This is a genomic window from Streptomyces sp. NPDC014894, assembly GCF_043080985.1.
In the GTDB taxonomy this organism is placed as follows: Bacteria; Actinomycetota; Actinomycetes; order Streptomycetales; family Streptomycetaceae; genus Streptomyces.
In genome coordinates this window covers 102,054-115,575 of record NZ_JBIBWD010000012.1, presented here as the reverse complement: position 1 = coordinate 115,575, position 13,522 = coordinate 102,054, and the positions used below count along the sequence as shown (strand labels likewise).

The window sequence follows — 13,522 nt, the reverse complement described above, 5'->3', positions numbered from 1 at the left end:
AGAGCTGAACATGAGCGTCACCGTCCGTATCCCGACCATTCTGCGCACCTACACCGGCGGCCGGGCCGAGGTCACGGCCGAGGGCGCCACCCTCTCCGAGGTGATCACGGACCTGGAGAAGAACCACGCGGGGATCGCCGCGCGCGTCCTGGACGAGACGGGCAAGCTGCGCCGCTTTGTGAATGTGTACGTCAACGACGACGACGTCCGCTTCGAGCAGGGACTCTCCACCGCGACGCCGGACGGCGCGGGAATCTCGATCATTCCGGCGGTCGCCGGAGGCTGATCCGCCGGGCGTTCGCCGCGCCCGCCCGCCGTCCCATCGATTGCCCCCTCCGGGAGAGAAACGGAGGGGGCAATTCTGCAGGGTTGAACGCGCTACAGTTGGGGAACGCCCCTCGGCTGAGCGCGCCCCCTGGCATATGAGAATGCGCCGCGCGCGATAAGAAGCAGCCAATGTGTGCGCTTGATTTGTCTCTTAAGTCTCCTTTGCCGGGCCCGACTTGCCCCGGAATTTCTTGAATTCAGGCTAATTTCAGGATCGGCCATGCCCTGATTTCTCGTCCGATTGACCTGTTGCAGAGGGCAGTTGGGCAGATACATTCAGCCGCGGTCGACGCGTTCCGGCGCACACCTGTGGGGCCTTCCTCCGTCACTGGAGGGGCGGTTCACGGCGGGTGAGGTCTGACCCGGGTCCGCGAGGTGCGGTCCTGCGCAAGGGCCAGTAATAGGGGAGTTAGGCATGGCTCAGGGCACCGTCAAGTGGTTCAACGCGGAGAAGGGGTATGGCTTCATCGCGGTCGACGGTGGTGCGGATGTATTCGTCCACTACAGCGCGATCCAGATGGACGGATACCGCACCCTGGAGGAGGGTCAGCGAGTCGAGTTCGAAATCTCGCAGGGACAGAAGGGTCCGCAGGCGGACATGGTGAAGCTCGCGGTCTGATCCCGCGGTCCGATCCACACCTGCGACACCTGCGACGCGATCGGCCACCGACGCGCTCACGCATGTGGGGTCCGCATCCCGGAAACGGGGTGCGGACCCCACATGTGTGTGGGGTCCGCGCACGGGGGCGCGGGAGGCGTCCGGGGTGCGTTCGAGGCGTTCGGGGGGCCGGCCGGGGGACCGCCCGAGGGGCCGGTTCTCCCGAAGGCGCTTGCACTCGGAGGGGTCGAGTGCTAATCATTGGCGTTAGCACTCTCCTAGTGAGAGTGACAGAACATGGATCGAGTAGGTGAGGTCCGCGGGCCGGTGGGGCAGAGAACCACACGGCGCGCAGACCGTCCGTCGCGGGCGCCAGCGCGGTCCGGCCAGAGCTTCCCACCAGTCCGTGGAGGACACTTCACATGGCAAAGATCATCGCGTTCGACGAGGAGGCGCGGCGCGGCCTTGAGCGCGGGATGAACCAGCTCGCCGACGCCGTCAAGGTCACCCTCGGTCCCAAGGGCCGCAACGTCGTCCTTGAGAAGAAGTGGGGCGCGCCCACGATCACCAACGATGGTGTTTCCATCGCCAAGGAGATCGAGCTCGAGGACCCGTACGAGAAGATCGGCGCCGAGCTGGTCAAGGAAGTCGCCAAGAAGACGGACGACGTCGCCGGCGACGGGACCACCACCGCGACCGTTCTCGCCCAGGCTCTCGTCCGCGAGGGTCTGCGCAACGTGGCCGCCGGCGCCAACCCGATGGCCCTCAAGCGCGGCATCGAGAAGGCCGTCGAGGCCGTCTCCGGTGCCCTGCTGGAGCAGGCCAAGGACGTGGAGACCAAGGAGCAGATCGCTTCGACCGCCTCCATCTCCGCCGCCGACACCCAGATCGGCGAGCTGATCGCCGAGGCCATGGACAAGGTCGGCAAGGAAGGCGTCATCACCGTCGAGGAGTCCCAGACCTTCGGTCTGGAGCTCGAGCTCACCGAGGGCATGCGCTTCGACAAGGGCTACATCTCGGCGTACTTCGCCACCGACATGGAGCGTATGGAGGCGTCCCTGGACGACCCGTACATCCTGATCGTGAACTCCAAGGTCGGCAACGTGAAGGACCTCCTTCCGCTGCTGGAGAAGGTCATGCAGTCGGGCAAGCCCCTGCTGATCATCGCCGAGGACGTCGAGGGCGAGGCTCTGTCCACGCTGGTCGTGAACAAGATCCGCGGCACCTTCAAGTCCGTCGCCGTCAAGGCTCCGGGCTTCGGCGACCGCCGCAAGGCGATGCTGAACGACATCGCCATCCTCACGGGCGGCACGGTCATCTCCGAGGAGGTCGGTCTCAAGCTCGAGAACGCCGGCCTGGACCTGCTGGGCCGCGCCCGCAAGGTCGTCATCACCAAGGACGAGACCACCATCGTCGACGGCTCCGGCGACAGCGACCAGGTCGCCGGCCGGGTCAACCAGATCCGTGCCGAGATCGAGAACTCCGACTCGGACTACGACCGCGAGAAGCTCCAGGAGCGCCTCGCGAAGCTGGCCGGCGGCGTGGCCGTCATCAAGGCCGGCGCGGCGACCGAGGTCGAGCTCAAGGAGCGCAAGCACCGCATCGAGGACGCCGTTCGCAACGCGAAGGCGGCCGTCGAGGAGGGCATCGTCGCCGGCGGCGGCGTGGCGCTGATCCAGGCTTCCTCGGTCTTCGAGAAGCTGGACCTCGAGGGCGACGAGGCGACCGGCGCGAACGCCGTGCGGCTCGCGCTGGAGGCCCCGCTCAAGCAGATCGCCGTCAACGGCGGTCTCGAGGGCGGCGTCATCGTCGAGAAGGTGCGCAACCTGCCCATCGGTCACGGCCTGAACGCCGCGACCGGCGAGTACGTCGACATGATCGCCGAAGGCATCATCGACCCCGCGAAGGTGACCCGCTCTGCCCTGCAGAACGCGGCCTCCATCGCGGCGCTGTTCCTGACCACCGAGGCCGTCATCGCCGACAAGCCGGAGAAGGCCGCCGCGGGCGGCGCTCCGGGCGGCATGCCGGGCGGTGACATGGACTTCTGATCCCCCGCGGATCGGCAGCTCCAGCAGTACGAAGGGCGGCACCCCTCTCCCAGGGGGTGCCGCCCTTCGGCGTGCCGGACGGTCCAGGCCGGTCGCGGCGGACGGTCGGCGGCCGGCGGCCCGCTCGCGGCCGGCGGGCCCGGCGCGGCGCTCCCGCCGGCCGCCCGCCGCGGTGATCCGCCCGCGGTCACCGCAGCGGGCGGAAGAACTCCCTGATGTCCGAGGTGAGCAGCGCGGGCTCCTCCAGCGCGGCGAAGTGCCCGCCCCGGCCCTCCACATCCGTCCAGCGCGTGATGGTGTGCTCGGTCTCGGCGTACCGCCGGATGCCGACGTCGTGCGCGAAGACGATCGCCGCCGTCGGCACGCCGGAGTTCTCCGCCGCCTCGCCCCAGCCGGACTCCTGCGCGTACCCGACGTACGCCGCCGAGCCCGCCGTGCCGGTCAGCCAGTACAGCATCACATTGGTCAGCAGCCGGTCGCGGTCGATCACCTCGTCCGGCAGCGCCGTCCTCGGATGCGTCCACTCGCGGAACTTGTCCATGATCCAGGCCAGCTGTCCGACCGGGGAGTCGACCAGTCCGTGGGCGAGGGTCTGCGGGCGGGTGGACTGGATCGAGATATAGCCGAACTCCTCGGCCATGAAGGCCTCGATCCGCGCCGCCCGGTCCAGCTCCAGCGGGGTCAGCGCCGCGCGCTCCTCCTCCGGCAGCGGCATCGGGGGCATGGGCCCCGGGCCGCCGTTCACATGGACGCCGACGACCCGGCCGGGCTCGGCCCGGCCCAGCTCCGGCGCGACCGCCGCGCCGATGTCGCCGCCCTGCGCGCCGTACCGCTCGTATCCGAGTCTGCGCATCAGCTCCGCCCAGGCCCGGGCGATCCGCGCCGTGTCCCAGCCCGCGTCGGCGACCGGGCCGGAGAAGCCGAAGCCGGGCAGCGAGGGGATCACCACATGGAAGGCGTCCTCGGCGCGTCCGCCGTGGGCGACCGGGTCGGTGAGCGGGCCGATCAGATCGAGGAACTCCACCACCGAGCCGGGCCAGCCGTGGGTGAGGATCAGCGCGGTGGCGTCCGGCCGGGCCGAGCGCACATGGAGAAAGTGCACCCGCTGGCCGTCGATCACGGTGGTGAACTGGGGAAAACCGTTCAGCTCGCGCTCGGCACGGCGCCAGTCGTAGCCATGCCGCCAGTAGTCGGCCAGCTCGCGCAGCCAGCCGGACGGGACCCCGGCGCCCCAGCTCCCCGCCCGCTCCCCCGTCACCTCGCCGGGCAGCGGGGCGGCCCACCGGGCGGTGTCCAGCCGGGCGTGCAGCGCGTCCAGCTCGGACTGCGGGACGTCGATCCGGAAGGGGGTGATGGCTTCGTCGTTCGTCATGACACCACCGTAGGATCCGCCTAGGACAGTTTCCGCCCCAGCTCTGGAAGGTCATGCCGACCGCCGCCTCCGCCCGACTCCTCCGGCTGCTCTCCCTGCTCCAGGAGCGGGCCGACGCCCCGGGCGCCGAGCTCGCCGCCCGGCTCGGCGTCGATCCCCGTACCGTCCGCCGTGACATCGACAAACTGCGCGAGCTGGGCTATCCCGTGCACGCCACGCCCGGCGCGGCCGGCTACCGGCTGGGCCCGGGCGCCAAGCTCCCGCCGCTGCTGCTGGACGACGAGGAGGCGGTCGCCGTCGCCGTCGGTCTGCGCGCCGCGGCGGCCGGCGGCGTCTCGGGCATCGCGGAAAGCTCCCTGCGCGCGCTCGCCAAGCTCCGGCAGATGCTCCCCGCCCGGGTCCGGCACCGGGTCGACACCCTCCAGTCGGTCATGGACGCCCTGCCGTCCGGCGGACCCGCCGTCGACCCCGCCGTACTGACCGCGGTGGCCGCCGTCTGCCGCGCCCGCGAGCAGTTCCGCTTCGACTACGCCGACCGGGACGGACAGCAGGCCGTCCGCCGCACCGAACCGCACCGGCTCGTCCACACCGGCCGCCTCTGGTACGTCGTCGCCTGGGACCTGGACCGCGACGACTGGCGCACCTTCCGCGTCGACCGGCTCCGCCCCCGGGTCCCGACGGGACCGCGCTTCACCCCGCGCGAGGCCCCGGAGGGGGGCTTCGCGGGCCATACGGCCCGGGGGATCTCGACCTCGGCGTACCGCTACCGGGGCCGGTTCACCCTGCGGGCGCCGATCGCGGCGGCGGCGGAGCGGATCCCGCCGACGACGGGCGTCCTGGAGGAGGTCGACGAGCACAGCTGCGTCCTCCACGCGGGCTCCGACTCGCTGGACGAACTGGCGTTGTATGTGGCGCTGTTCGGATTCCGCTTCGAGGTGCACGAGCCCCCGGAGCTGGTCGCGCGGGTCAGGGAGCTGGCCGGGCTGCTGGCCGGGGCGGCGCCCCAGGAGCCCCTTCCTTAAAGGGTTTTCGCCCCCGTACCGCTACCCCGCGCGAACGATTCCTCGCGGCGGCGTCCATCCTGAGGCGTAGCGAATGACCGTCCGGCCGGATGTTTACCGGAGCCGGACGGCGCGAGAGGGTCAGCCCTGACCCGTTCAACTGCCCTTAAGGACGTACTCGATGCAGAGACGACGACTCGTGCCCGTGCTGGCGGTGAGCGTCATGGCGACGCTGGCCCCCGCGGTCGCCACCACCGCGAACGCCGCCCCGGCCCCCGCGAGTCCCCTGGCCCAGTACGCCAAGCAGAAGCCGTCGTGGAAGCGGTGCTCCCCGGAGCTGCCCGCCGCGTTCCAGTGCGCGAAGATCAAGGCGCCGCTCAACTACGCCAAGCCGGGCGGCAAGAAGATAGACGTGGCGATATCCCGCTACAACACGAGCGTCAAGGGCAAGCGGCACGGCGTGCTGCTCTCCAACCCCGGCGGCCCCGGCGGGGACGGTCTCAGCCTGCCGCTGGAGTTGAAGGGGGCGCTGCCCAAGTCCGTGACGGAGCGGTACGACCTCATCGGCTTCAGCCCCCGCGGCGTCGGCCAGTCCGCCGCCATCAGCTGCGGGCTCTCCGACGGCGACATGCGCTGGCCACGCCCGTACCAGGCGAAGACCTTCACCAAGGACGTCGCCTGGGCCAAGGGCGTCGCCGACAAGTGCCGCAAGAAGGCCGGGGACAAGCTCCCGCACGTCACCACCCGCAACACCGCCCGGGACATGGATCTGATCCGCACCGTCCTCGGCGAGAAGAAGCTGAACTACCTGGGCTACTCCTACGGCACCTACCTCGGCGCCGTCTACGGCCAGATGTTCCCGAAGCAGACCGGCCGTTTCGTCCTGGACAGCGCCGTCGACCCCAAGCTCGCCTGGCGCGGCATGATCCAGGTGTGGGCCGAGGGCGTCGAGCCCGCCTTCCAGCGGTGGACGAAGTGGACGGCGGAGCGCTCCGCCACGTACAAGCTCGGAAACTCGCCCGCGAAGGTCAGCAAGACCTTCTGGGACCTGATCGCGCAGGCGGACCGCAAGCCGATCGACATCGAGGGCGAGAAGTACGACGGGTACGCGCTGCGCGACATCATGCGGCAGCAGTTCTTCAATGTGCGCGCCGCCGCCGACATCGTCGTGGAGCTGAAGAAGTACGCCTCCGCGAAGAAGACCTCCGGCCGTGCCCTGCCGCTGCCGCAGGCCCCCCGGCCCGCCTTCCTGAAGCCCGCGCCGGCCGACAACGGTGACGCGGTCTTCTGGGCCGTCGCCTGCGGGGACAACTCCGCCGCCTGGTCGCGCGACACCGAGCGCTACCGCAAGGACGCGATCCGCGACAAGGCGCGCTACCCGCTGTACGGGGACTTCGCGTCCAACATCAAGCCGTGCGCGTTCTGGAACAAGTCCGGCGAGGCCGCGACCAAGGTCGACAACAAGGTCGGCTCGCTGATCATCCAGAACGAGTGGGACTCGCAGACCCCGCTCTCCGCCGGTCTCGGACTGCGCAAGGCGATGCGCGGCGCGAAGATGGTCACCGTCAAGAACGGCGAGGGCCACGGCGTCTACCTCTTCGGCGGCAGCGCCTGCGCGGACAAGGCGGGCACGGACTACCTGACCACCGGGAAGCTCCCCGCCAAGGACACCACCTGCACCGCCCCGGCCCCCCGTAAGTCGGGAACGGCCCCCTCCTCCCCGCTCCTCCCCCAGCCCAACCGCTTCTGAGCAGGCCGGGCGGGTCCTTCGCCGAGGACCCGCCCCGTCCGCCGTCCGCCGGGCCGCGCTCCCCGGGTCCGGCCGGGCCCGGGGAGCGTGCACCGGCGGCGGGCGTGACACCATCGGGAGCGTGCTCGACATCGGCTACTCCCTCTCCCCGCGCTTCCCGGACCCCCCGCAGACCGACTACCGCCGGGCCGACACCACGGACCTGCGCCACGACCTCTTCTGCGGCGACGTCTATCTCGCCGACACCAAGGCCGACCGCGAGGTCTCCACAGCCTGGGGATGGGTCCCGGTCCTCGACTTCGCGTGGGCCCTGTGCGACATCGTCGAGCGCCTCGACCGCGACCCCAGGGGCAGCAGGGCCGCCGCGCCCCAGCGCGCCGAGCTGGACTTCACCGAGTCCGCCGACCGGATGCTCTTCGAGCGGCGATTCGGCTGGGTCGACGTGGAGGCCGACTGGATGCGCCGGGACGAGCCGCCGCTCAGCTTCAGCCACAGCGAGCTGCGGCGTGAGGCGAGGGACTTCCTCCAGGACGTGATCGCGGATCTGACCGATCTGCACGAGGACCTCGGCGAGAACCCCGTCGTCTGGGACCTGATGGCGCGCTTCCCGCGCATCTGACGGGCCCGGGCGCGACCCCGCCGTACGCCCGCGCGCACCCCGGCCGCACGCGCGCACCCCGGCCGCACGCGCCGCCGTCGTACGCCTCCCGCACGGCCGCCGTGCGCGTCCCCCGCCCGCGCCGCCGGGTCCCGGGGCCGCCCCCTTCGTACGCCCCCGCGCGCCGCATCGCGGTCCGCGCCGCGCGATGTCACAAACCGCGCCCCGCCGCCCGTCTCTCTTCCCGGAGCACCCGACAGCTCCCCGAGGACGAGGAAAGGGCAGCCATGCACCGCGTCACCATCGTCGGCGGCGGCTTCGCCGGGCTCACCGCGGCCATCGCCGCCGCCGAGTCCGGATTCAGGGTCACGCTGTACGAGTCCCACCGCGCCCCGGGCGGCCGGGCCCGGACCGCCGACGGCCCGTACCGGACCAACGAGGGCCCGCACGCCCTCTACCGGGGCGGCCCCCACTGGGCCTGGCTGGCCGGCCGGAATCTGATCGGCCCGCTCGCCGCGATCCCCCCGCTGGAGGGGGCCCGCTTCCGCTTCCGGCACGGCGGCGCGCTGCGCCGGTTCCCGCCGCTCGCCGTGGTGCGGTTGGCGCGCAGCCGACCGGGATCCGCCCCCGTCGACGCCGACTTCCTGAGCTGGGGCGCGGCGCGCGTCGGCGAGGCGGGCGCGCGGGCCGCCGCCCACTACGTCGGGGTGGCCCTCTTCCACCACGACCCCGGCTCCCTCTCCGCCGCCTTCGTGCAGGAGCGGCTGCGGCGCGCCGCCGGTCTGCCGCCGGAGGCGCGATACCCGCGCGGCGGCTGGGGCGGGATCGTCGACCGGATGACGCGCCGCGCGCTGGATCTGGGCGTGCGCGTGGAGACGGGGTCCCGGGTGGAGGCCCTGCCCGGGAACAGCGGTCCGGTGATCGTCGCGACCTCGCTGGACGCCGCGCGCGGACTGCTGAAGGACGACTCCCTGCGCTGGGAGAGCGGTCGCGCCGTCCTGGTCGACCTGGCGCTGCGCACCGGCCGGAAGGACGCGTTCATCGTCTCCGACCTGGACGCGCCGGGCTGGCTGGAGCGTTTCACCGCCCAGGACCGCACGCTCGCACCGGCCGGCCGTTCCCTGGTCCAGGGGCAGTTGCCGATCGCCCCCGGCCGGTCGAAGGCGGACGGGGTCGCCCATGCGGAGGCCCTGCTCGATCTGGGCTTCCCGGGCTGGCGCGAACGCTCGGAGTGGCGGCGCGAGGCGCTCTCCCAGGGGCGTACGGGGGCGCTGGACCGGCCGGGGACCACCTGGCGGGACCGGCCCGCGATCGACCGGGGCGACGGCGTGTATCTGGTGGGGGACCAGGTCGCGGCACCGGGGCTGCTCTGCGAGGTGTCGTTCAGCAGCGCGCTGCGGGCGGTGTCGCTGCTGAGGGAGCGGGCGGGGGCGGGCCCGGCGGGCCGGCGCGGCGGCACGGTCCCGGCGGCTCAGGGAGGCGGCACGGTCCCGGCGGGCCAGGGCGGCGGCGCGAACCGGGCGGGCTCAGGGAGGCGGCGCGAACCGGGCGGGCTCGCCCCTTGACCTCAAGCTTCCTTGAGGATGAACAGTTGTCCACGACACCACGACCACCGCACTCAGGGGAGCCCGTCATGCGCGCCATCCGTCTCCACTCCTTCGGCCCCGCCGAGAACCTCGTCCACGAGCGGATCGAGGACCCGGTCCCGGGCCCCGGCCAGGTGCGGATCTCCGTCGCCGCGTCGGGCGTCCACCTCCTGGACACCGCGCTGCGGGAGGGCATGGCGGGCCCCTACCCCGCGCCGGTCGAGCTGCCGACCGTCCCGGGCCGCGAGGTCGCCGGCGTGGTCGACGCGCTCGGCGAGGGCACGGACCCGGCCTGGCTCGGCAGAACGGTCGTCGCCCATCTGGGCATGGCCCCCGGCGGATACGCCGAACTCGCCGTCACCGGCGCCGACCGGCTCCACGAGATCCCCGGCGGACTCGACCCGGCCGAGGCGGTCGCCATGATCGGCACCGGCCGGACCGCACTGGGGATCCTTCAATTCGCCGAGCTGGGCGAGGACGACATCGCGATCGTCCCGGCGGCGGCCGGAGGCATCGGCACCCTGCTCGTGCAGTACGCCAAGAACGCCGGCGCGACCGCCGTCGGCCTGGCGGGCGGGCCGACCAAGGTCGCCAGCGTGCTGGCCAACGGGGCCGACATCGCCGTCGACTACAAGCAGCCCGACTGGCCCGAGCAGGTCCGCGACTACCTGGGCGAGCGGCGCGCCACCGTCGTCTTCGACTCGGTCGGCGGCGCGACCGGCCGCGCCGCCGTCGACCTTCTCGCCAAGGGCGGCAAGCATCTCGTCTTCGGCTGGGCGAGCGAGGGTCTGCGCAGCGGCTCCCCGCTGACCTTCCCCGAGGAGGAGCTGGCCGAGCGCGGGATCACCTCCGAGATGGTCCTCGGCCCGGTGATGCTGGAGCGGGCCGAGGGCGGACTGCGCGGTCTGGAGGAACGCTCCCTCGCGGAGGCCGCGGCGGGCAGGCTCCGGCCCGTCGTGCACCGCTTCCCGCTCGCGGACGCGGCCCGCGCGCACCGCGCGATGGAGACCCGGGACACCGTCGGCAAGGTCGTCCTGATCCCGTGAGCCCGGGGAACCCCGTCCTCCTGCCCCGAGGAGGCCGGGGCCCCCGTCGCCCCGGGCCCGGAGGGTCCCGGAAGCCCCCGGAAGGCCCCGCAGGACCGGGACCGCCGCCCGACCGGACCCGACGGCCACCCGACCGGACCCGACCCGGCGGGACCCGGCCCGACCCGACGGCCACCCGACCGGACCCGGCGGGCCCCGGCCCGGACCGGCCTACGACCCCAGCGCCGTGAGCGCCTCGTCCGTCAGCCGGTACACCGTCCACTCGTCCTGCGGCCGCGCGCCGAGCGACCGGTAGAAGTCGATCGACGGAGCGTTCCAGTCCAGGACGGACCACTCCAGCCGCTCATAGCCGCGCTCCACACAGATCCGGGCCAGCTCGGTCAGCAGCGCCTTGCCGTGCCCGCCGCCCCGGCGCTCGGGACGGACGTACAGATCCTCCAGATAGATCCCGTGCACGCCGCGCCAGGTGGAGAAGTTCAGGAACCAGAGCGCGAATCCGACGACCTCGCCGTCGTCGCTCTCGGCGATGTGCGCGAAGGCGGCCGGCCGCTCGCCGAAGAGCGCCTCGCGTAGTTGCTCCTCGGTGGCGCGGACCTCGTCCAGGGCCTTCTCGTACTCGGCGAGTTCACGGACCATGCGGTGGATCGCGGGGACGTCCCCCGGGACAGCTGTACGAATCATGAGGTCAGGGTGCCCGAGACAAGATCGGGCGCGCCACCCCGTTCCCGTACCGGGGCCGTCCGGCAGGGGTGCGTCAGCCGCGTCCCAGCAGCGCCCTGGCGATCGCGGCCTGCTCCTCGTCCAGTTCGCCGTCGCCGTCGGCGTCCTCCAGCCCCCACAGGGCGTTCTGGAGCACCCGGCCGAGCGTCCACGCCCGGCTCCGCTCCCGGTCCAGCCCCAGCGTCTCGGTCATCAGGTCGAACCGCCAGAGCGTCTCGGCCGGGTCGTACCGGTTGACGAGGGCGGGGAAGAGATCGAAGCCCGGGTCCCCGGCGAGCGGTTTGGGGTCGATGGCGAGCCAGGGTTCGCGCTCGGCGGCCAGCACGTTGCCGTAGTGCAGGTCCCAGTGGAGGAGCCGGTCGCCCGGCTCGTCCGCGACCTCCCGTACGGCCGCCGCGCAGTCCAGCAGCAGCCGCCGGCCGGCCTCGTCGGCCAGCGCCCGCACCGCGTCCGGGGCGTCGCGGGTCATCTCGGCCGCGAGGTCGCCGAGCCTTCGCATCCCGGCGGGCGCGGGCCCGGCGGTGAGCCGGGCGAGCAGCTCCGCGAGGATCCGGACCGCCTCGCGCGAGTCCGGCTCCGCCGCGAGCGGGCGGCCGAAGTCCAGCCGTTCCAGCAGCATGGTGCCGGTCTCGGGATCGTGGCCGAGCAGCCGGGCCGCGCCGTCCCCGTCCCAGATCCGCAGCGCGTCCGCCTCGCCCGCGGTCTCCTCGTCCAGCGGCTGGAGTTTGAGCACGGCGGGCGTGCCGTCGCGGCCCCGGACGGGCAGCGCGAGCGCGACCATGCCGTGCAGGGGCGGCCCGTCCTGCCGCAGCTCCCAGCGATCGAGGAAACGCGCGGTCCGGCCGGGGAGTCCGGCGATGAAGGCCCGGCTCGCCCCGCCCCCGTGCAGACGGTGACTGTCGGCGAGCGCGTCCGGGACCTCGATCATGCCCCGACGGTACGCCCGGGCCCTGGCCCGCTCCATCGATTTCCCGGCCCGCGCCGGATGCGTACAGTCGTCCGCACACCCGGCCCCCGAGCAGCTAGGGACACCATGACCAGGGACAACACCGTCAACGGCGGCATCTCGTTCTGGTACGCGCACGAGGGCCTGCCCGAGCCCCGCGAGCCGCTCCCCGGCGACGCCTCGGCGGACGTCTGCGTCGTGGGCGGCGGCTACACCGGCCTGTGGACGGCGTACTACCTGAAGAAGGCCGTCCCGTTTCTGAACATCACCGTCCTGGAGGCCGCCTTCTGCGGATACGGGGCGTCCGGGCGCAACGGCGGCTGGCTCTACAACGGCGTCGCGGGACGGGAGCGGTACGCCCGGCTGCACGGCCATGACGCGGCCGTGCGGCTCCAGCGGGCCATGAACGAGTCGGTGGACGAGGTCGTGGAGGTCGCCGCCGAGGAGGGCATCGACGCGGACATCCACCGCGGCGGGGTGCTGGAGGTCGCCCGCTCCCCCGCGCAGGCGGCCCGGCTGCGGGCGTTCCACGCGGTGGAACTGGCCTTCGGCGAGACGGACCGCGTCCTGTACGGCGCGCGGGAGACCGCCGAACGCGTCCGGGTCCGCGGCGCGATCGCCTCCGGCTGGACCCCGCACGGGGCCCGGCTCCACCCGGCCAAGCTGGTCAAGGGCCTCGCCCGGGCCGTGACGGCGCTCGGCGTCACGATCCACGAGTCGACCCCGGTCACCGAGATCCGGCCGAAGCACGCGGTCACTCCGTACGGCACGGTCCGCGCGCCGTACATCCTGCGCTGCACCGAGGGGTTCACCGCCGCCCTCAAGGGCCGCCGGCGCGACTGGCTCCCCATGAACTCCTCCATGATCGCCACCGAGCCGCTGCCTCCCGAGATGTGGGAGACCATCGGCTGGGAGGGCCGCGAGACCCTCGGCGATCTGGCGCACGCCTATGTCTACGCCCAGCGCACCGCCGACGACCGGATCGCGCTCGGCGGCCGGGGCGTCCCCTACCGCTACGGCTCGCGCACCGACGACGACGGGCGCACCCGGCCCGCCACGGTCGAGGCGCTGCGCGACATGCTCGGGCGGCTCTTCCCCACCGCCGCGGGCGTACGCGTCGACCACGCCTGGTCGGGGGTGCTCGGGGTGCCGAGGGACTGGTGCGCCACGGTCGCCCTCGACCGCTCCACCGGTCTGGGCTGGGCCGGCGGCTATGTCGGCTCGGGCGTGGCCACCGCCAATCTCGCCGCCCGCACCCTGCGCGATCTGATCCAGCAGGACTCCGGGCAGACCGGCGCGACCGCGCTGACCACGCTGCCCTGGGTGAACCACCGGGTGCGCGGCTGGGAGCCGGAGCCGCTGCGCTGGCTGGGGGTGCGGGCGATGTACGCGGCGTACCGGGCCGCGGACCGGCGCGAGTCGGCGGCCCGCTCGGCCGAGACGGACCGGATCGCCCGGCTGGCCGACCGGATCTCGGGCCGCCACTGACCCGGACGCCACTGACCCGGACGCGGTATCCGGACGCCGGAG

At 72.8% G+C, this 13,522-nt stretch carries 12 protein-coding genes; 9 read left to right on the top strand and 3 right to left on the bottom strand.

Annotated features, from left to right (window positions below):
• Positions 1 to 10: 10 nt before the first annotated feature.
• The 3 genes from ACF089_RS27015 to groL all read left to right on the top strand — a co-directional run bounded on the left by ACF089_RS27015 (position 11) and on the right by groL (position 2,973).
• On the top strand, positions 11 to 286 hold the full coding sequence (locus tag ACF089_RS27015; protein ID WP_392031595.1) for a MoaD/ThiS family protein: 276 nt from the start codon (positions 11 to 13) through the stop codon (positions 284 to 286).
• A 456-nt stretch (positions 287 to 742) separates the two neighbouring features.
• The gene (locus ACF089_RS27010) at positions 743 to 946 is read left to right on the top strand and encodes a cold-shock protein (RefSeq protein WP_005315736.1); all 204 of its coding nucleotides are present in this window, start codon (positions 743 to 745) and stop codon (positions 944 to 946) included.
• Between the two features lie 401 nt (positions 947 to 1,347).
• Positions 1,348 to 2,973, top strand: coding sequence for a chaperonin GroEL (gene groL / locus ACF089_RS27005; RefSeq protein ID WP_190124892.1), 1,626 nt, complete (start codon positions 1,348 to 1,350; stop codon positions 2,971 to 2,973).
• 187 nt (positions 2,974 to 3,160) lie between these two features.
• Here groL and ACF089_RS27000 read toward each other — a convergent pair whose 3' ends face one another.
• Positions 3,161 to 4,345, bottom strand: a complete 1,185-nt coding sequence (locus tag ACF089_RS27000) for an epoxide hydrolase family protein (protein WP_392031590.1) — start codon at positions 4,343 to 4,345, stop codon at positions 3,161 to 3,163.
• A 53-nt stretch (positions 4,346 to 4,398) separates the two neighbouring features.
• On the opposite strand from ACF089_RS27000, the gene ACF089_RS26995 reads away from it, so the two are divergent.
• From ACF089_RS26995 to ACF089_RS26975, 5 genes are all read left to right on the top strand, one after another.
• Positions 4,399 to 5,367, top strand: coding sequence for a helix-turn-helix transcriptional regulator (locus ACF089_RS26995; protein WP_392031587.1), 969 nt, complete (start codon positions 4,399 to 4,401; stop codon positions 5,365 to 5,367).
• A gap of 160 nt (positions 5,368 to 5,527) precedes the next feature.
• Complete coding sequence (locus ACF089_RS26990) at positions 5,528 to 7,096, top strand: alpha/beta hydrolase (protein ID WP_392031584.1); 1,569 nt, start codon at positions 5,528 to 5,530, stop codon at positions 7,094 to 7,096.
• Between the two features lie 121 nt (positions 7,097 to 7,217).
• Complete coding sequence (locus ACF089_RS26985) at positions 7,218 to 7,715, top strand: hypothetical protein (protein ID WP_392031582.1); 498 nt, start codon at positions 7,218 to 7,220, stop codon at positions 7,713 to 7,715.
• A gap of 266 nt (positions 7,716 to 7,981) precedes the next feature.
• The gene (locus ACF089_RS26980) at positions 7,982 to 9,259 is read left to right on the top strand and encodes an FAD-dependent oxidoreductase (RefSeq protein WP_392031579.1); all 1,278 of its coding nucleotides are present in this window, start codon (positions 7,982 to 7,984) and stop codon (positions 9,257 to 9,259) included.
• Positions 9,260 to 9,327: 68 nt separating this feature from the next.
• Positions 9,328 to 10,326, top strand: a complete 999-nt coding sequence (locus ACF089_RS26975) for a zinc-binding dehydrogenase (protein WP_392031576.1) — start codon at positions 9,328 to 9,330, stop codon at positions 10,324 to 10,326.
• A gap of 210 nt (positions 10,327 to 10,536) precedes the next feature.
• Here ACF089_RS26975 and ACF089_RS26970 read toward each other — a convergent pair whose 3' ends face one another.
• Positions 10,537 to 11,007, bottom strand: a complete 471-nt coding sequence (locus tag ACF089_RS26970) for a GNAT family N-acetyltransferase (protein ID WP_392031573.1) — start codon at positions 11,005 to 11,007, stop codon at positions 10,537 to 10,539.
• A 73-nt stretch (positions 11,008 to 11,080) separates the two neighbouring features.
• Entirely contained in the window at positions 11,081 to 11,974 is an 894-nt protein-coding gene (locus tag ACF089_RS26965) for an aminoglycoside phosphotransferase family protein (protein WP_392031571.1), read from the bottom strand.
• 105 nt (positions 11,975 to 12,079) lie between these two features.
• On the opposite strand from ACF089_RS26965, the gene ACF089_RS26960 reads away from it, so the two are divergent.
• Positions 12,080 to 13,480, top strand: coding sequence for an NAD(P)/FAD-dependent oxidoreductase (locus ACF089_RS26960; protein ID WP_392031568.1), 1,401 nt, complete (start codon positions 12,080 to 12,082; stop codon positions 13,478 to 13,480).
• Positions 13,481 to 13,522 lie beyond the last annotated feature (42 nt).